Origin of the sequence: Streptomyces sp. RP5T (assembly GCF_003933965.1) — a bacterium.
GTDB lineage: Bacteria > Actinomycetota > Actinomycetes > Streptomycetales > Streptomycetaceae > Streptomyces.
The window spans coordinates 1-18,867 of the sequence record NZ_RSAJ01000116.1; the positions used below are offsets into that span (position 1 = coordinate 1).

Annotated in this window: 11 protein-coding genes and 1 pseudogene; 2 read left to right on the forward strand and 10 right to left on the reverse strand. The window is 68.7% G+C overall.

The window, feature by feature from the left end; genetic code table 11:
- Positions 1 to 172: 172 nt before the first annotated feature.
- From EHS43_RS15040 to ngcE, 9 genes are all read right to left on the reverse strand, one after another.
- Entirely contained in the window at positions 173 to 1,657 is a 1,485-nt protein-coding gene (locus EHS43_RS15040) for an amino acid permease (RefSeq protein WP_125191280.1), read from the reverse strand.
- A gap of 137 nt (positions 1,658 to 1,794) precedes the next feature.
- A complete protein-coding gene (gene dxs, locus EHS43_RS15045; protein ID WP_125191281.1) occupies positions 1,795 to 3,714 on the reverse strand; it encodes a 1-deoxy-D-xylulose-5-phosphate synthase in 1,920 nt (639 codons plus the stop codon).
- A gap of 132 nt (positions 3,715 to 3,846) precedes the next feature.
- The gene (locus EHS43_RS15050) at positions 3,847 to 5,169 is read right to left on the reverse strand and encodes a sugar ABC transporter permease (RefSeq protein ID WP_125191282.1); all 1,323 of its coding nucleotides are present in this window, start codon (positions 5,167 to 5,169) and stop codon (positions 3,847 to 3,849) included.
- On the reverse strand, positions 5,166 to 5,957 hold the full coding sequence (locus tag EHS43_RS15055) for an ATP-binding cassette domain-containing protein (RefSeq protein ID WP_125191283.1): 792 nt from the start codon (positions 5,955 to 5,957) through the stop codon (positions 5,166 to 5,168). The genes EHS43_RS15050 and EHS43_RS15055 overlap by 4 nt, the downstream gene beginning before the upstream one ends.
- 293 nt (positions 5,958 to 6,250) lie before the next feature.
- Positions 6,251 to 7,339, reverse strand: a complete 1,089-nt coding sequence (locus tag EHS43_RS15060) for a sugar ABC transporter substrate-binding protein (protein WP_125191289.1) — start codon at positions 7,337 to 7,339, stop codon at positions 6,251 to 6,253.
- 133 nt (positions 7,340 to 7,472) lie between these two features.
- Positions 7,473 to 8,672, reverse strand: coding sequence for an ROK family transcriptional regulator (locus tag EHS43_RS15065; RefSeq protein ID WP_125191284.1), 1,200 nt, complete (start codon positions 8,670 to 8,672; stop codon positions 7,473 to 7,475).
- Positions 8,673 to 8,855: 183 nt separating this feature from the next.
- Positions 8,856 to 9,779 carry a carbohydrate ABC transporter permease gene (locus tag EHS43_RS15070; protein WP_125191285.1) on the reverse strand — a complete coding sequence of 308 codons (924 nt, stop codon included), beginning with the start codon at positions 9,777 to 9,779 and terminating at the stop codon, positions 8,856 to 8,858.
- Positions 9,780 to 9,796: 17 nt separating this feature from the next.
- A complete protein-coding gene (locus tag EHS43_RS15075; protein ID WP_125191286.1) occupies positions 9,797 to 10,732 on the reverse strand; it encodes a carbohydrate ABC transporter permease in 936 nt (311 codons plus the stop codon).
- 67 nt (positions 10,733 to 10,799) lie between these two features.
- On the reverse strand, positions 10,800 to 12,245 hold the full coding sequence (gene ngcE, locus EHS43_RS15080) for an N-acetylglucosamine/diacetylchitobiose ABC transporter substrate-binding protein (RefSeq protein WP_125191287.1): 1,446 nt from the start codon (positions 12,243 to 12,245) through the stop codon (positions 10,800 to 10,802).
- A gap of 421 nt (positions 12,246 to 12,666) precedes the next feature.
- Here ngcE and EHS43_RS15085 point away from each other — a divergent pair, with 421 nt between their 5' ends.
- Positions 12,667 to 16,401, forward strand: a complete 3,735-nt coding sequence (locus EHS43_RS15085; RefSeq protein WP_125191290.1) for a GH92 family glycosyl hydrolase — start codon at positions 12,667 to 12,669, stop codon at positions 16,399 to 16,401.
- Positions 16,402 to 16,421: 20 nt separating this feature from the next.
- Entirely contained in the window at positions 16,422 to 18,359 is a 1,938-nt protein-coding gene (locus EHS43_RS15090) for an alpha-glucuronidase (RefSeq protein WP_125191288.1), read from the forward strand.
- 61 nt (positions 18,360 to 18,420) lie between these two features.
- Here EHS43_RS15090 and EHS43_RS15095 read toward each other — a convergent pair.
- Positions 18,421 to 18,867: pseudogene (locus EHS43_RS15095) on the reverse strand (hypothetical protein); the annotation flags it as partial.

An 18,867-nucleotide genomic window follows, 5' to 3' on the forward strand; every position in this document is an offset into this window, starting at 1 on the left:
GTACGTCCCTGAGCGTCGCCGTTCGGCTGCGGGCCGGTGGGGGCCGATCGCGCAGTTCCCCGCGCCCCTGAGTGGGTGCCGTCCGGGCATGCCCAGCGGTGACGCACCCAGGGGCGCGGGGAACTGCGCGACAAGCCACAACGCACCCGCAGCCGACGACGAACCCCTTGGCTTACTCCGTCTCGGCCCGCTGGTTCAAGCGGCTGTGCGGGCGCCCGTACAGGAAGTACACCGCGAAGCCGATCACCATCCAGATCGCGAACCGCAGCCAGGTCTCCGCCGGCAGGTTGAGCATCAGCCAGAGGGACGCCGCCACCGACAGGATCGGGATGACCGGCACCCAGGGGGTGCGGAAGGCCCGGGGCAGGTCGGGGCGGGACTTGCGCAGGATGATCACGCCGATGGCGACCACCACGAACGCGAACAGGGTGCCGATGTTGACCAGTTCGGCGAGTTCGCTCAGCGGTGTGAAGCCGGCGACGATCGCGATGATCACGCCGAGCAGGATCGTCGGGCGGTGCGGGGTGCGGAACTTCGGGTGGACGTGGGAGAAGAACGTGGGCAGCAGTCCGTCGCGGCTCATGGCGAAGAAGACCCGCGTCTGGCCCAGGAGCAGGATCATGCACACGGTCGTGAGACCGACCGCGGCGCCGAAGCTGATGAAGCCCGCGAACCAGGGGTGCCCGGTGGCCTTGAAGGCGTCGGCGAGGGGGGCCGTGACGGACAGGTCCGTGTACTTCTGCATGCCGGTCACCACGATCGACACGGCCACGTAGAGGGTCGTGCAGATGAGGAGGGAGCCGAGGATGCCGCGGGGCATGTCGCGCTGCGGGTTCCTGGTCTCCTCGGCGGCCGTGGCGACCACGTCGAAGCCGATGAAGGCGAAGAAGACGACGGAGGCGGCGGTGAAGATGCCCATCACGCCGAAGTTGGAGGGCGCCCAGCCGAACATCAGCTGGATCAGCGGCGACTGGAGACTGTCACCGGCCGGCACGTCCTGCGCCTTCGGGACGAACGGGTCGTAGTTGTCGCCCTTGACGAAGAACGCACCGGCGATGATCACGGTCAGGACGACGGTCACCTTGATGGCCACGACGATCGAGGTCACGCGCGCGGAGAGCTTGGTGCCGAGCACGAGGATGGCGGTGAGCACCAGGACGAGCGCGGCAGCCAGGATGTCGAAGCCGAACCCGTCGGCCCCGTCGCGGCTGCCGAGCGCGGCCGGCAGATGCCAGCCCGCGTTGTCCAGCAGCGAGGCGATGTAGCCGGACCAGCCGACGGACACCACCGCCGTGCCCAGCGCGAATTCCAGGACCAGGTCCCAGCCGATGATCCAGGCGGGCAGTTCGCCGAGGGAGGCGTAACTGAAGGTGTACGCCGATCCGGCCACCGGGACGGTGGATGCGAACTCGGCGTAGCAGAGCGCGGCGAGCGCGCAGACGACGCCGGCGACCACGAAGGCCAGGGCGACCGCCGGGCCGGCGTTGTTCTTGGCGACGGTGCCGGTCAGGACGAAGATGCCGGTGCCGATGATGACGCCGACGCCGAAGACGGTCAGATCCAGCGCGGACAAGGACTTCTTGAGCGCGTGCTCTGGCTCCTCGGTATCGAGGATGGACTGCTCGACCTTCTTCGTCCGGAAGAGGGTGCTGCTCACGGGGACCTCCCACGCTGTGTCGTCCTCGACATGATCGAGAGGGGACGTGGGTCGTATGCCCCGACGCGGCCGGATTCACGCGAACGGGCCGGTCGCACCACTGCCAAGAGTGGTACGACCGGCCCGTTCGGGTGCGTCTAGTCGCGGGCCGACTCCACCTGGGCCCGGGCGTCGTCGTAGCGGCCGTCGAGCTTGGAGACCAGACCGGTGACCTGGCGGGCGATGTCGGGCGCGGTCAGCCCGATCTCCGCCATGATCTCGGCGCGGGAGGCGTGGTCCAGGAAGCGCGGCGGGATGCCGAAGTCGCGCAGCGGGACGTCGACGCCCGCGTCGCGCAGGGCCTGGGCGATCGCCGAGCCGACGCCGCCGACGCGGGAGTTGTCCTCGACAGTGACGACCACGCGGTGCCGCTCGGCGAGCGGGGCCATGGCCTCGTCGACGGGCTTGACCCAGCGCGGGTCGACCACGGTGGTGGAGATCCCCTGCTGGTCCAGCAGGGCGGCGATCTCCAGGCACATGGGGGCGAGCGCGCCCACGGAGACCAGGAGGACGTCCGGGGTGTCGGTGCCGGGCTCGCGCAGCACGTCCATGGCGCCCACCGTGCCCACGGCGGGTACGGCGGGGCCGACGACGCCCTTGGAGTAGCGGACCACGGTCGGCGCGTCGTCCACCTGGACGGCCTCGCGGAGCTGGGCGCGCAGCTGCTCGGCGTCGCGCGGGGCGGCGAGCCGGAGCGTGGGCACGACCTGGAGCATCGACATGTCCCACATGCCGTTGTGCGAGGCGCCGTCGTCGCCGGTGACGCCGGCCCGGTCGAGCACGAAGGTCACGCCGCACTTGTGCAGGGCGACGTCCATGAGGACCTGGTCGAAGGCGCGGTTGAGGAAGGTGGCGTAGACGGCGAACACGGGGTGCAGTCCGCCGGTCGCGAGGCCGGCCGCGGACACGGCCGCGTGCTGCTCGGCGATGCCGACGTCGTAGATGCGGTCCGGGAAGGTGTCCGCGAACTTCTTCAGGCCCACCGGCTGGAGCATGGCCGCGGTGATGGCGACGACGTCCTCGCGCTCGTGGCCCAGCTTGACCATCTCGTCGCCGAAGACGGAGGTCCAGCTGGCGGCGGCGGCCTTGATGGGCAGGCCGGTGTCCGGGTGGATCGGGCCGATGCCGTGGAAGCGGTCGGCCTCGTCCTGCTCGGCGGGCTCGTAGCCGCGGCCCTTCTCGGTGAGGCAGTGCACGATCACCGGGCCGCCGAAGCGCTTGGCGCGGGCCAGCGCCGACTCCAGCGCCTCGATGTCGTGGCCGTCGATGGGGCCGACGTACTTCAGGCCGAGGTCCTCGAACATGCCCTGGGGCGCGATGAAGTCCTTGAGGCCCTTCTTGGCGCCGTGCAGGGTCTCGTAGAGGGGCCTGCCGAGGACCGGGGTGCGCTCCAGGAGGTCCTTGCCGCGGGCCAGGAAGCGCTCGTAGCCGTCGGTGGTGCGCAGGGTCGCCAGATGGTTGGCGAGGCCGCCGATGGTCGGCGCGTAGGAGCGCTCGTTGTCGTTGACGACGATGACGAGCGGGCGGTCCTTGGCGTCGGCGATGTTGTTCAGCGCCTCCCAGGCCATACCGCCGGTCAGGGCACCGTCACCGATGACCGCGACGACGTGGTCGTCCCGTTTGAGCACCTGGTTGGCCTTGGCGAGGCCGTCGGCCCAGCCGAGGACCGTGGAGGCGTGGCTGTTCTCGATGACGTCGTGCTCGGACTCGGCGCGCGAGGGGTAGCCGGACAGGCCGCCCTTGGAGCGCAGCTTCGAGAAGTCGTGGCGCCCGGTGAGCAGCTTGTGCACGTAGGACTGGTGGCCGGTGTCGAAGAGCACCCGGTCCTTGGGCGAGTCGAAGACCCGGTGCAGTGCGATGGTCAGCTCGACCACACCGAGGTTGGGGCCGAGGTGGCCGCCGGTCTTGGAGACGGCGCCGACGAGGAAGCTCCTGATCTCCTCCGCCAGCTGGTCCAGCTCCTCAAGGCTGAGCCGGTCCAGATCACGCGGTCCCCTGATACGGGTCAGCAGCGGCACCCGTGCCTCCTTGCTTAGAGCTGATCGAGCTTGCCGGGTGAGTCGAGTCTAATGTTCTACGACAACAGTCCTGCCCGGCACCTTGTGGGTACCGGGCAGGACCATCGACCCGCGGGGCTGTGCCCTGGGGCGTCAGCCGCGACCCGCGGCCTTCTGAGACTTGCGCGACACCGAGTCGATGACGACGGCGCCCAGCAGAACACCACCGGTGATCATGTACTGGATGGACTGGTTCATGTTGAGCAGGTCCAGACCCGTCTGGATCGACTGGATCACCAGCATGCCGAGGAGCGCGGACCACACCGAGCCGCGTCCGCCGAACAGCGACGTACCACCGATGACGGCCGCCGCGATGGCGAGCATCAGCGTGTTGCCGCCACCGGCGCTCAGCGTGGCGCTGGCGGTCTGGCCGGCGAAGAACATGCCGCCGATCGCCGCGAAGCCACCGGAGATGGCGAAGACGGTGATGCGGATGATCGGCACGTTGATACCGGCACGACGGGCCGCCTCGATGCCGCCGCCGACCGCGAAGACCTTGCGGCCGTAGGTCGTACGACGCAGCACGAAGTCCACGATCACCAGCGCGGCCAGGAAGATCACCAGGGCGTTGGAGACACCCGCGGCGTCGTTCAGCACGGCGGCCGTGACGAAGGACGCCACCGCGAGCGCGCCGACGCGCACCAGGATCTCGCTGGTCGGCCGGAACGGGACGCCCGCGGCCTTGCGGCGCCGCTGCTCGCTGAAGTTGCCGACGAGGGTCAGGACGACACCGAGACCGGCCAGCAGGTAGGCGCCGATGATGGCCTGGTCCATGAAGAACGAGTTCTGGCCCAGCAGGTGGACCGGACCCGAGTCGGACGGGATGTTGATGGTGCCGCTGGAGCCCAGCAGCCACAGCATCAGACCGTTCCAGCCGAGGAAGCCGGCCAGGGTGACGACGAACGCCGGTACCCCGATCTTGGCGAAGAACCAGCCCTGCAGGGCACCGACGGCGATGCCGGTGATCACCGCCAGGACCAGCGCCAGCCACGGGTTCATGCCGTGTTGGACGACGTAGACCGCGAACAGGGTCGACGCCAGACCGCTGACCGAACCGACCGACAGGTCGATCTCGCCGAGCAGCAGCACGAACACCAGGCCGATGGCGAGCATGCCGGTGGCCGACAGGTAGTAGCTGATGTTGGAGAGGTTGTCGGCGCTCAGGAAGCGGTCGTTCTGGAGCTGGAAGATCGTCCAGATGACGATCAGGCCGACCACGACCGGCAGCGAGCCCAGCTCACCGCCCTTGACCTTGCGCGTGAACTCGGTCCAGTAGCCCTTGAAGCCCTCTTCGCGGACCAGGAGCCGGGGGTCGACGACCGAGACCGGCGCTGCGGTGGGGTCGTCGGCCGGGGCGACGGTGGTCTGGTCCTCCGCCGCGGCGTCCGCCTTGGAAACCTTGGATGTGTCGCTCACTTCGCGGCCTCCGTGCTGCGACGCCCCGCGCGACGGGTCACGGCGTTGTCCGTGGCACCGGTGATCGCGGAGATGATCTCTTCCTGACTGGTGTCCTTCACCGAGAAGGAGCCGTTGTTCCTGCCCAGACGCAGCACGGCGACCGTGTCGGCGACCGCCTTCACGTCCGCCATGTTGTGGCTGATGAGGATGACGCCGAGGTTGCGCTCGCGCAGCCGCTCGACCAGGTCGAGGACCTGCGCGGTCTGCTCGACACCGAGGGCGGCGGTGGGCTCGTCCAGGATCACGACCTTGGGGTCGCCGATCAGGGCGCGCGCGATGGCGACGACCTGGCGCTGACCGCCGGACAGGCTCGCGATCGGGATGCGCACGCTCGGGATGCGGATGGACAGCGTGCTCAGCAGCTCGCGGGCCTTCTGCTCCATCGTGACCTCGTCGATGACGCCGCGGCGCAGCAGCTCACGTCCGAGGTAGAGGTTGCCGACCACGTCGAGGTTGTCGCACAGGGCGAGGTCCTGGTAGACCGTCGCGACGCCGAGTCCCTGGGCGTCGTGCGGCTTGTTGATGCTGACCGGACTGCCGTCCCACTCGATGACGCCCTCATCGATGGGGTGGACACCGGCGATCGTCTTGACCAGCGTGGACTTTCCGGCGCCGTTGTCGCCCACCAGGGCGACCACTTCTCCGGCGTGGACCTCCAGTTCGACATCGGTGAGGGCCTGCACCGCACCGAATCGCTTGGAGACTCCGCGCAACGCCAGCACGGGCGTAGCGGACACGTGAACCATCTCCTTCGCCGCCTGACCGGCGGGGATGCCGCGCTTGGGGTAAGGCGCGGAGGGGTTGTGCTCGGGACACTCAGGCTCGTAGCTCTCGACTGACGAGTTGTGCCGTGAGCACGGATTTACTAGTCGAACATGCGCGCGGCCGGTGCCTCTTGGCAACGGCTGCGTCCGCCATGCTTCCGTCCGGCGCCCGCCCCGCAGCGGGGTATGAAGGCGGTGCGGGCGCCGGACAGGCTCTGGGTGCCTGCCTTACGGGGCGGGTCCGTCGAAGGACTCGCCCCGGGGCTGGGCGGGTACTACTGGAGGCCGGCCTTCTTGCACGCGGCGGCGTAGTCGGCGGTGCAGATCTGGGCGACGGTGTAGAGACCGTCCTTGACGACCGTGTCCTTGATGTTCTTCACGGTGACCGAGACCGGGGTCAGGAGCTTCGCCTGGACCTTGTCGCCGGAGCCGCTGGTGACCTCGGTGTCGGCGAGGGACTTGATGTCCTTGCCCTGGAGCAGGTTGACCGCGAGCTCGGCGGCGGTGTCGGCCTCCGGCTTGTAGGCCTTGTAGACCGTGGCGGACTGGGTGCCGGCGACGATCCGCTGGATGGCGGCGAGCTCGGCGTCCTGGCCGGTCAGCGGGATGCTGCTGATGCCGGCGCCCTTGAGGGTGTTGGCGATACCACCGGCCATGCCGTCGTTGGCGGCGTAGACGCCCGCGATCTTCTTGGCGCCCAGCTGGGTGATGGCGGCGGACATCTTCTGCGCGGCGACGGTGTCCTTCCACAGGCCGGACTGCTCGTAAGCGATCTTGACCTTGCCGTCGAGGACCTTGTGCGCGCCCTCCTTGAACTGACCGGCGTTCGGGTCGGCGTCGTCACCGTTGATCATGACGACGTTCGCGCTGGGGGTCGCCTTGGAGCCGAGGGCGTCGAGCAGGGCCTGACCCTGGAGCTCGCCGACCTTGACGTTGTCGAAGGAGACGTACGCGGAGACCGGGCCCTGGGCCAGACGGTCGTACGCGACGACCTTGACGCCCTTGCTCACCGCGGAGGCGATGGAGGACTTGATGGCGGCGGAGTCCTGCGCCGAGACCACGATCACCTTGACGCCCTTGGTGACCATGCTGCTCATCTGCTGGGCCTGCTTGGCCGGGTCGGCCGCGGCGTTGGCGTAGGAGACGGTGCAGTCGCTGCACAGCTCCTTGACCTTGGCCTCGAAGTACGGCTTGTCGAACTTCTCGTACCGCGCGGTGACGTTGTCGGGCAGGAGCAGACCGATCGACTTGCCGCCGGTGCCGGAGCTGCTGCTGTCACTGCCGTTGTCGTCGCCGGCCTTGCCACAGGCGGCGGCGGAGACGGCGAGCGCCGAGATCGCGACGGATACGGCCACACGACGCATGAGCGTGTTCACTTGAGAAACCTCCCTGACGAGGCCGCGTCGTTGCGGCCGAGGTGGCTGGAAGTCAACTCGGCCACACGTGCGACGTCAAGAAGTAAATACTTAACGAGATGGCAACGACGTCCTGCGTTATCTAAGTGAACGCAGGCGCCGCAGCATGCAGCGTGCCGTCCAAAAGGGTCGAATCACCCATCTCGCTGAGGGCGAGGGCGAGTGCTCCGAGCACCTCCGCCCGACCACCAAGTGCCCCTGGAAGTACGGACAGTTGACGTGCCGCACTCGGGATCGCGTAGCGGCTGACAGACTCCCTGATCGGACCGAGCACCAGCTCACCGGCCTCGGCGAGATCACCGCCCAGGACCACTCGGCTCGGGTTCAGCAAATTGCAGAGATTGGCGACTCCACTGCCGATGTGTCGGCCGACGTCGGCGATCACCCGACGACAGCCAGGGTCTCCTTCCCGTGCGAGCCGAACGACGCCCTCCATGGTGAGATCGGTGCCATGGCTGGACTGGAGCAGGGGCAGCACATAGCGCGCGGCCGCAAAGGTCTCCAGGCAGCCGCGGTTGCCGCAGCGACAGACCGGCCCGGACTCATCAAGGGTAATATGCCCGATTTCTCCCGCTGTGCCACCCGGGCCACGATAGATCTTGCCGCTGATCACCAGGCCGGCCCCGACACCACTGGCGACCTTGATGTACGCCAGGTCGCGCACCCCCCGGCCGCTGCCCCACACCAGCTCGCCGAGGGCGCCCAGGTTGGCGTCGTTGTCCACGTGCACGGGCACGCCGAGCCGCCCCTGGAGCTCCTCGGCGGGCTTGGTGCCGATCCAGCCCGGCAGGATGGCGGAGGAGCCCAGGGAGCCGGACTCCACGTCGATCGGACCGGGGACACCCAGACCCACTCCGGCGATCTTCGAGCGGTCCACGCCGGTCGCCTCGATGAGCCGGCTGACCAGTTGTTCCGCCCGGTCGAAACCCTGGGTGGAGGAAGCGTCCACGTCCAGCGGCTCGGACTCCTCGGCGAGCACCTGATGGGCGAGGTTCCCGATCGCGACGCGCAAATGGGTGTGCCCGAAGTCCACCCCTATGACGATGCCGGCGTCCCCGCTCAGGGAGACGGCACGGGCCCGGCGGCCACCCGCCGAAGTGGGTGTGACCTCGACGGTTCCGCCGTCCTTGAGTTCACGGACGATGTTGGAGACGGTCGCGGCGGACAGTCCCGTGGTCCGTGCGATCTCCGCCTGCGTGAGCGACCCGGCCAGGCGGACGGCCCGGACGACCCGCTCCAGGTTGGCTCGGTGCAGCGACGACTGCGACCCCGGAGTCTCCACGACGACCTCCTGCGCGCGGGACCGCAGCGATGAGGCCCCGTCTATGTCCAACTAGTGAACTCTAAGCTGAGCCGTTCGGGTCGCCTCCCGTCAAGAGGTTGAACAGTATCCGGGGTGTAGCGCACACGTCGGCGCACCGTCACCGGAAGCGGCAACGGTGCGCCTGCGCGCGCTCGCGGAGCGCTACTTCAAGGTCGCCGACGTCAGCCCCGCCTGCACCTGACGCTGGAAGGACAGGTAGACCACCAGCATCGGGATCATGGCGATGGTCACCCCGGCGAAGAGCACGGGCAGGTCCGAGGCGTACCCCATCTGCTGCTGGAGCTGGATGAGCCCCTGGGTCAGGACGTAGCGCTCCGGATCGTCACCGCTCTGCGGCTGCATCAGCACCGTGGGCAGGATGAACTGGTTCCACTGGCCGAGGGTGTTGAAGATGCCGACGCTGATCAGGCCCGGCTTCGCCATCGGCAGCATCACCTGGAAGAAGGTCCGGGTGTGCGAGGCGCCGTCGAGGACCGCGGCCTCGAAGACGGCCGTGGGCAGCGTCCGGAAGAACGCGTGCATGAAGAACACCGTGAACGGCATCGAGTAGGCGACGTACACCAGGATCAGCCCCTGGTAGGTGTTCAGCATGTCCAGCCGCTTCACCATGAAGAACAGCGGGACCAGGGCCAGGAACACCGGGAACATCGCGCCCGCGACGAAGAAGAAGTACAGGAACCTGTTGCCCCAGAACTGGTAGCGGGCCAGGACGTAGGCGGCCATGGAGCCGAGCAGCATCGTCAGGGGCACCGAGAAGACCAGCACGATCACGGTGTTCAGGAAGTAGTCGCCGATGCCCTTGTCCCAGGCCCGTCCGAAGACGTCCAGGGACCAGTTCTGCGGCCAGCCGAAGGCGGAGCCGCCGATCTGGACGTCGGTCTTGAAGGAGCTGAGCACCAGCCACAGCAGTGGCAGCACGATCAGCAGGGCCCACAGGGCGAGGAAGCCGTGCGAGAAGGCGTTCAGGACGACGCCCTCGCTGCGCTCGCTGCCGGGGCGGGCCGGGGCGGTGCCCGGGGTCCGCTGGGCCGGGACGGCGGCGGTCTCCTTGATGGGTGCGCTCATCGTCGTATCTCTCCCGCTCAGAACTCGACGCGGTCGCGGCGGGTGGCACGCAGCATGACCACGGACAGGACCAGGGTGAGCAGCAGCATGACGACGCCCATCGCGCAGGCGTATCCGCTCTTGCCGAAGTACTGGAAGTTGCGCATCATCACCGTCGACATGACGTCGCTGTGGTGGTCGGGGCCGCCTCCGTAGGCGCCCATGTTCTGCGTCATCGAGGAGACCAGCACGAACATGTCCATCGCGACGATGCCCAGATAGACCCAGGCGGTCTGCACCGTGTCCCACAGCAGGGGCAGGGTGATGCGGAAGAAGGACTGGTTGCGGCCGGCGCCGTCGATGAGCGCGGCCTCGTAGATGTCCTTCGGGATGGACTGCATGGCGGCCGAGAACAGCACCAGGTAGAAGCCGACCCCGTGCCACACCACGGCGATGACCAGCATCCACAGCACCAGGTTGGGCTCGTTGAGCCATTCCATCGGATTCTCGGCGTCAACCAGTCCGAGTTTGATCAGGAATCCGTTGAGGAGACCGCCGCCGTCACTGCGGTACACCGCGTTGAACAGCACGGCGACAATCGCCAGGGACAGCACCTGGGGAAAGAAGTAGACGACCTTGTAGAACTGCGATCCCGCCACTCCCCGCACCCCGCCGGCCCTGCTGCGGCCGCCCGCGTTCAGCATGAACGCGAAGAACAGGGCGAGCAGAATGGTGATCACCGGGATGAAGATCAGGAACAGGATGTTGTGCCAGATGGCCTGCATGAAGACGTCGTCCTGGAACAGCGCCTTGTAGTTGTCCAGGCCGATGAACTTGAACGTCTGCGACTGCCCCTTCCAGTCGGTCAGCGAATAGCCGATCGTCTGGAGGTAGGGCCAGATCACGAAGATCAGATAGAGCGCCACGGGAGCGAAGAGAAAACCCGCGACGAACCTGTACTGCCCTTTGTGCATTGGCGATTCCTGCCCCTGGTGTCCCTTCCCGGGCCGGAGTGCTCCGGCCCGGGAAACGGCGTTGCGGTCAGTCCCGGTGGTTCTTCTTGGAGGCCGGGTCCTTGGCCTGCTTGTCGACCGCGGCCTGGGCCCGCTTGAGCCACTCCTTCGGCTGGATGCGCTTGGCCATCAGCTCGTTGGACGCGGCCTCGATCGCCGCTCCCATCTCGCTGTACCACTCGGTGTACAGGTAACGGAAGGTGTCGTCACCGGCCGCCTTCGAGGCCTCGACGGTGGACTGGGTGCCGGGGCGCAGCTTCACGCTCGGGTCCACGCCGTCCTTGAGGATGGTGAGGGAGTTGGCCTCCTTGGCGAAGGTCGTCGACCACTCCTTGGAGAGCATGCGGCGCATGAACTCCTTGGCGCCCGGCAGGTTCTTGGCCTTGGCCGGGATGATGAAGGGCTCGCCGGAGCCGGCCCGGATCGCCTCGAAGGGCAGCGCGCTGTCGGGCAGCAGCGGCATCGGCATGAACTTCATGTCGAAGTCCGCGGGCGTCTGCTTGAGCTGCTCGTTCTCCAGCCAGGAACCGCAGGTGATGAAGGCGGCCTTGTACTGGTTCCAGCGGGTCTGGGACTCGGTGTGGGTCAGGCCGTTGGTGCCCGGCATCAACAGGCCCTTCTCCACCACCTCGTAGATCGCCTCGACACCGGCCTGGGCCGCGTCCGAGCCGACGAAGGCCTTCGGGTCGAGGTTGTCGATCGCCTTCATGGCGTCCAGACCGCCCTTCTTGGCGATCAGGTCCATGATGGCGACGTTGATGTAGTACGGGTACTTGCCCTGGTGGGCGAGGCCGCCGATGCCCTGCTTCTTGGCGTCCTGGCAGACGGCGAGGAAGTCGTCCCAGGTCTTGGGCTCCTCCCAGCCCTTCTCCTTGAAGAGCTTGCCGGAGTACCACAGGCCCCAGACGGTGTAGATGTAGTTGAGGGCGACGACCTTGCCGCCCTGGAGACCCGCGTCGAGGGTCCCCGGGATGATGAGGTCGCGGACCTTCTTGCTCGGGTCGTCGATCGCCGGCGCGTCCAGGACCTCGGCGAGGTCGAGCAGTTGGCCGTTCTTGTAGAGGACGTCGACCTTGATCTGCTGGGCGCCGGAGTCGTCGACGATGTCCGGCGGGTTGCCGGCGTTGAAGCGCGGCTGGAGCTTTCCGGTGATCTCCTGGGTGCCGGTGTGGGTGGAGGTGATGCCGAGCTTCTTCTGGAAGTCGGCCTCCCACGCCTTGGCGTAGTCGTCGCCGTAGCCGCCCTTGAAGATCACGACGTCGAGCTTGCTGCCCTTGGCCGCGCCGAAGGGGTTGTCCTTCGAGGTGGTGCCCTTGGCGCTGTCGTCGTTCGAATCGTCGCCGCCGCCACTGGCGCAGGCGGACAGAAAGCCGGCCGCGGGGACAGCGGCCAGTCCGAGCGCGGCGGACCGCTTGATCAGATCGCGGCGGCCGACACCCTCGTCACCATGGCTGTCTGCGGAAGTGGATCCCATGCTCAAGTCCTCGCCTTCTCCAGGACTCAGGCGGTGAACCGGATCCTCCCGGCACCGCGGTCAGGTCAAGCAGGTTCGTGCAAGAGGTTTCGTGCGAGTGGGGTGAATCGCCGACAGGTATAGTCCACTTCCGGCCGGGTGAGCAAGATCGAATGCAATGTTGGCCATGGGTGTTCTCTAGTTGAGACCTCGCGGAAATATGAGCGCCCTGTGCGAAGCTTGCCGGAAAAATCCGCGACATAGGCCTCGAATGCCACAGCCAACGCCCTTGACATCCCTGTCCACTTGGGCCCCTACTGATCCTTGCACGGATTGTGTGACAACGTTGTCCATCCTTGTGCAGGGAGGGTGCTCGCCGATGGATCGGTACAGAACTCGGCTCAGACGGAGTACGGCGGTCGTGATCACGGCCGCCTTTTGCATGACCCTGGGCGCGCAGGGCGCGGCGGTCGCCCGGCCCGAGGCGCCCGGCCCGGCCGACGAGGGGTTCGCCTCCTCCTTCGAGGCGGGCGAGCCGGCCCCCGACTGGCTCAGCACGGTCGACGGCGGCCGGGCCCGGGGCGTGGACGGCGGCTACCGCACCGGCATCCCGGGCAATGTCACCGACCGGGTCACCGACGTGCGGGCGAGCGCCGAGAACGCCTCGGGCGGCGAGGTGAAGGAGAACCTCGCCGACAGCGAACCGGGCACCAAGTGGCTGGCCTTCGCCTCCACCGGCTGGGCGGAGTTCGACCTGGACAAGCCGGTCAGGGCGGTCACCTACGCGCTCACCTCGGCCAACGACGCAGCCGAGCGCGATCCGAGGGACTGGACCCTCAAGGGCTCCACCGACGGCAAGGACTGGAAAACCCTCGACACCCGGACGGGCGAGAGCTTCGCCGAGCGGTTCCAGACGAAGCCGTACGACATCCCGGCGGACGCCGTCGCCGAGTACCGGCACTTCCGGCTGGAGATCACGAAGAACAACGGCGCCTCCGGGATCCTCCAGCTCGCCGACCTCCAGCTCTCCACGGGCGAGAACGAGGGACCGGTGCCCCCGGACATGCTCTCCCTCGTCGACCGCGGCCCGACCGGATCGCCCACCGCGAAGGCGGCCGCCGGATTCACCGGAAAGAAGTCCCTGCGTTACGCCGGACGGCACACGGCCGAGGGCCGGGCGTACTCGTACAACAAGGTCTTCGACGTGAACGTGCGGGTCGACCGGCTGACCCGGCTCTCCTACCGGATCTACCCGTCGATGGTGGACGGCGACCGGGACTACGACTCGACCAACGTGTCGGTGGACCTCGCCTTCACCGACGGCACCTTCCTGAGCGGCCTCGGGGCACGTGACCAGCACGGCTTCACGCTCTCGCCGCAGGGACAGGGCGCCTCGAAGGCGCTCTACGTCAACCAGTGGAACCACGTGGCCTCGCGGATCGGGTCGGTCGCGGCGGGCAAGACCGTCGACCGGATCCTCGTCGCCTACGACTCCCCCGGCGGCCCGGCGAAGTTCCGGGGCTGGCTGGACGACGTGACGCTGGAGCGGGCCGCCCCGGAGCGGCCGAAGGCGCATCTGTCCGACTACGCGCTCACCACCCGCGGCACCAACTCCAGCGGCGCCTTCTCGCGCGGCAACAACTTCCCGGCCACGGCGGTGCCGCACGGCTTCAACTTCTGGACGCCGGTGACCAACGCGTCCTCACTGAGCTGGCTGTACGACTACGCGCGTGCGAACAACGACGACAACCTGCCGACGATCCAGGCGTTCAGCGCGAGTCACGAGCCGAGTCCGTGGATGGGTGACCGGCAGACCTTCCAGGTGATGCCGTCGGCCGCCTCCGGGACCCCGGACACCGGCCGGGAGGCACGCGAGCTGGCGTTCCGGCACGAGAACGAGACCGCGCGGCCGTACTACTACGGGGTGCGGTTCGAGAACGGGCTGAGGACGGAGATGGCGCCGACCGACCACGCGGCGGCCCTGCGCTTCACCTACCCGGGCGACGACGCGAGCGTGCTCTTCGACAACGTCACGGACCAGGCGGGGCTGACGCTCGACAAGGACGCGGGCGTGGTCACCGGGTACTCGGACGTGAAGTCCGGGCTGTCGACCGGGGCGACCCGGCTCTTCGTCTACGGCGTCTTCGACCGGCCGGTCACGGACGGCTCCTCCGGCGGGGTCAAGGGCTATCTCCGCTTCGACGCCGGTGCCGACCGGACCGTCACGCTGCGGCTCGCGACCTCGCTGATCAGCCTCGACCAGGCGAAGGACAACCTGCGCCAGGAGATCCCGGACGGCACCTCCTTCGAGAACGTGCGCGACCGGGCCCGCGGGCAGTGGGACCGGCTGCTCGGCAAGGTCGAGGTCGAGGGCGCCACGCAGGACCAGCTGACCACGCTGTACTCCAGCCTGTACCGGCTGTACCTGTACCCCAACTCCGGTTTCGAGAAGGTCGGTTCGAAGTACCAGTACGCCTCGCCCTTCTCGCCGATGCCCTCCCCCGACACCCCGACGCACACCGGGGCGAAGATCGTGGACGGCAAGGTGTACGTCAACAACGGCTTCTGGGACACCTACCGGACCACGTGGCCGGCGTACTCCCTGCTGACGCCCACTCAGGCGGGCGAAATGGTCGACGGGTTCGTCCAGCAGTACAAGGACGGCGGCTGGACCTCGCGCTGGTCCTCCCCCGGCTACGCGGACCTGATGACCGGCACCTCCTCGGACGTCGCGTTCGCGGACGCGTACGTCAAGGGGGTCGACTTCGACGCCAAGTCGGCGTACGAGGCGGCCCTGAAGAACGCCACGGTCGCGCCCCCGTCCTCCGGTGTGGGCCGCAAGGGCATGGAGACCTCGCCCTTCCTGGGCTACACCAGCACGGACACCCACGAGGGCCTGTCCTGGGCGCTGGAGGGGTACCTCAACGACTACGGCATCGCGCGGATGGGCCGGGCGCTGTACGCGAGGACGGGAGACAAGCGCTACAAGGAGGAGTCGGAGTACTTCCTCGACCGGGCCCGGGACTACGTGAACCTGTTCGACAAGAAGGCGGGCTTCTTCCAGGGCCGCGACAGGACGGGCGAGTGGCGCGTCGAGTCCTCGTCGTACGACCCGCGCGTGTGGGGCTACGACTACACCGAGACCAACGGCTGGGGGTACGCCTTCACCGCCCCGCAGGACAGCCGGGGCCTGGCCAACCTGTACGGCGGCCGTTCCGGGCTCGCCGAGAAGCTGGACGAGTACTTCGCGACGCCTGAGACGGCCTCGCCGGAGTTCGTCGGCTCCTACGGCGGGGTCATCCACGAGATGACGGAGGCACGGGACGTCCGGATGGGCATGTACGGCCACTCCAACCAGGTCGCCCACCACGTCACCTACATGTACGACGCGGCAGGCCGGCCGTGGAAGACGCAGAAGAACGTCCGGGAGGTGCTGTCGCGGCTGTACGTCGGCAGCGAGATCGGGCAGGGCTACCACGGCGACGAGGACAACGGCGAGCAGTCGGCCTGGTTCCTGTTCTCGGCGCTGGGCTTCTACCCGCTGGTGATGGGCAGCGGCGAATACGCCGTCGGCTCACCGCTGTTCACCAAGGCCACGGTCCATCTGGAGAACGGCCGGGACCTGGTGGTCAGGGCGCCGGAGAACAGCGCGCGGAACGTGTACGTGCAGGGGCTGAGGGTCAACGGCAAGCCGTGGACGTCGACTTCGCTCCCCCACGCGGTGCTGGCCAAGGGCGCGGTCCTCGACTTCGCCATGGGTCCGCGGCCCTCGAAGTGGGGCACGGGGAAGAACGCGGCCCCGGTGTCGATCACCCAGGACGACGAGGTGCCGAACCCGCGTGCGGACGTCCTCTCCGGTGACGGGGCGCTGTTCGACAACACCTCGGCCACGGACGCGACCGTGACCTCGGTGGACCTTCCGGTGTCCGGTCGGGTCAAGGGCATCCAGTACACCCTGACCTCGTCGTCGGACCGTACGAAGGCCCCGACCGGCTGGACGCTCCAGGGCTCGGACGACGGAGCCGAGTGGAAGACCCTCGACCGGCGGTCCGGTCAGTCCTTCGCATGGGACAGGCAGACACGGGCGTTCTCCGTGAGCTCCGCGGGTACGTACGGGAAGTACCGTCTCCTGCTCGACGGCGAGGCGGTGGTCTCGGAAGTCGAACTGCTCGCCTGAGCAATGGCGTTGGGGGTCCCATGCGGGGTGTCGATCCGGCCTGGCTGCCGGACGGGGCGTTCCGGCCGATCGGCACCCGGCGGACCCTGATCCGCGGCTCGGGCCCCTTGGTGGACACGGTCCGCGGGGAGGTGGCGCGGGCCTGCGAGCGGTTCGGGGGCACGGTCGTGCGCGAGGACCCCGACCTCGTCCTGGAGCTGACCGGGGACGACGACGGCGAGGCGTTCACCTGCGGACGCCGTGACGGACGGACGACCGTCACGGCGTCCGGCGCGCGCGGGCTGCTGTACGGGTTCTTCCACGTCGTACGGCTCGAGGAGGCGGCATTCGGCGCCGACGCCCAACCCGTCCTTCATGCACCGCGGTTGGCGCTGCGCATGCTCGACCACTGGGACAACGTGACCGTGCACCCGGTCATGGGGCAGGTGGAGCGCGGGTACGCCGGCGGCTCGCTGTTCTGGTCGCGGGGCCGGGCGCGCGGGGACCTGGAGCGGGTGCGGGCGTACGGCAGGCTGCTCGCGGCCTGCGGGATCAACGCCGTGGCCGTCAACAACGTCAACGTGCACGCGGCCGAGGCGCGGTTGCTGACCGACCGGATCGGTGAAGTCGCCGACATCGCGGGCGCGTTGCGGCCGTACGGGGTCCGCGTCCATCTGTCGGTGACCTTCGCCGCGCCGACGCTGCTGGGCGGGCTGCCCACGGCCGATCCGCTGCACGAGTCCGTGCGGGCGTGGTGGGCCGGGGCGGCCGCCCGGGTGTACGCGGCGATCCCCGACTTCGGCGGGTTCGTGGTCAAGGCCGACTCCGAGGGGCAGCCGGGCCCGTTCGCGTACGGACGCACCCACGCCGACGGCGCCAACGCACTGGCCGCCGCCCTGGAGCCGTACGGCGGTACGGTCCACTGGCGGGCCTTCGTCTACGACCACCGCCAGGACTGGCGGGACCGCTCGACGGACCGGGCGCGGGCCGCGTACGACCATTTCGTGCCGCTGGACGGGGAGTTCGCCGACAACGCCGTCCTCCAGGTCAAGCACGGGCCGATGGACTTCCAGGTGCGGGAGCCGGTCTCCCCGCTGATCGGGGCGATGCCCGGGACGCGGCTCGCGGTGGAGCTCCAGGCGACGCAGGAGTACACCGGGCAGCAGCGGCACGTGTGCTGGCTGGGCCCGATGTGGAGCGAGGTGCTGCGCTTCGGGATCGACGGAGGGCGCACGGTCGGTGAGGCGGCGCGCGGTGGGCTCGTCGCCGTGTCCAACGTCGGGGACGACCCGTTCTGGACCGGTCATCCGCTGGCCCAGGCGAACCTCTACACGTTCGGGCGGCTGGCCTGGGAGCCGGACGCCGATCCGGGGTGGCTGCTCGACGAGTGGATCGGGCTCACCTTCGGGAGCGATCCCCGGCTCGGGGCGGGGCTGCGCGCGGTCCTGGAGGGTTCCTGGCGGACGTACGAGAAGTACACCGCTCCCCTCGGGGTCGGGTTCATGGTGCAGCCGGGGCACCACTACGGGCCGAGCGTCGACGGCTACGAGTACAGCCCGTGGGGCACCTACCACTTCGCCGACCGCGAGGGCGTCGGTGTCGACCGGAGCGTGGCGGGCGGGACCGGGTACGCGGGGCAGTACGCCAAGCCGTGGGCCGAGCTGTACGAGTCGCCGGAGACCTGCCCGGACGAGCTGCTGCTGTTCTTCCACCACGTGTCGTACGGACACATGCTGCACAGCGGCAAGACAGTGATCCAGCACATCTACGACACGCACTTCGAGGGCGTGGCGGAGGTGGAGGCGGCCCGGGAGGTGTGGGCCTCGCTGGCGGACCTCGTGGAACCGGCGCGGCACGCGCGGGTGACGGAACGGTTCGAGGAACAGCTCCGGAGCGCCCGCGAGTGGCGCGATCAGGTCAACAGCTACTTCTTCCGCAAGTCGGGGGTGCCCGACGAGCGGGGGCGGACGATCCACTGAGGCCGCGGGGCCTCCGGCCGCCGCCCACCTGCCGGTGAGCGGGTGGGCGGCGGGGGGGGTGTCACACGGTGAAGTGCTCCCGGGTCTCGGCGATCACCGGGCGGCTGCTGTGCAGCAGGGACAGCAGCAGCGGGGCCGCCAGCAGCGCGGGCAGGGCCTCGGTCAGTACGGCGGTTCCGGCGGCCGTCAGCACGAGCAGCGAGGCGGCGCCGAGGGTGGCGCTGCGGTGCCGGAACAGGAAGTGACCGGCGAGGCGTGCGGTGTCCCTGGCCCGGAAGGCGAACAGGGCGGTGAGGACGAGCGCGTGCGCGCCCCACAGCAGGGACCCGGCGCCGATGGCCGCGAGCAGCGCGGCCCACCAGCCGGGCAGGCCGGTGGCGGCGAAGTGCGTGAGCGTGAAGGCGATGATCGTGAGCCAGGCCAGCAGGGGTGCCCACAGCTTCAGGGCGGGGACGGCGTTGAGCCGCCAGCCGCGCCAGTAGGACCGGGCCGGGTGGAGGTCGGCGAG

Excerpts from the sequence above, each read along its gene's own strand:
- EHS43_RS15075 (WP_125191286.1), bottom strand. The coding sequence starts at position 10,732 with ATGCACAAAGGGCAGTACAGGTTCGTCGCGGGTTTTCTCTTCGCTCCC.
- EHS43_RS15085 (WP_125191290.1), top strand. The coding sequence starts at position 12,667 with ATGACCCTGGGCGCGCAGGGCGCGGCGGTCGCCCGGCCCGAGGCGCCC.
- ngcE (WP_125191287.1), bottom strand. The coding sequence starts at position 12,245 with ATGGGATCCACTTCCGCAGACAGCCATGGTGACGAGGGTGTCGGCCGC.
- EHS43_RS15070 (WP_125191285.1), bottom strand. The coding sequence starts at position 9,779 with ATGAGCGCACCCATCAAGGAGACCGCCGCCGTCCCGGCCCAGCGGACC.
- EHS43_RS15055 (WP_125191283.1), bottom strand. The coding sequence starts at position 5,957 with ATGGTTCACGTGTCCGCTACGCCCGTGCTGGCGTTGCGCGGAGTCTCC.
- EHS43_RS15090 (WP_125191288.1), top strand. The coding sequence starts at position 16,422 with ATGCGGGGTGTCGATCCGGCCTGGCTGCCGGACGGGGCGTTCCGGCCG.
- EHS43_RS15060 (WP_125191289.1), bottom strand. The coding sequence starts at position 7,339 with ATGCGTCGTGTGGCCGTATCCGTCGCGATCTCGGCGCTCGCCGTCTCC.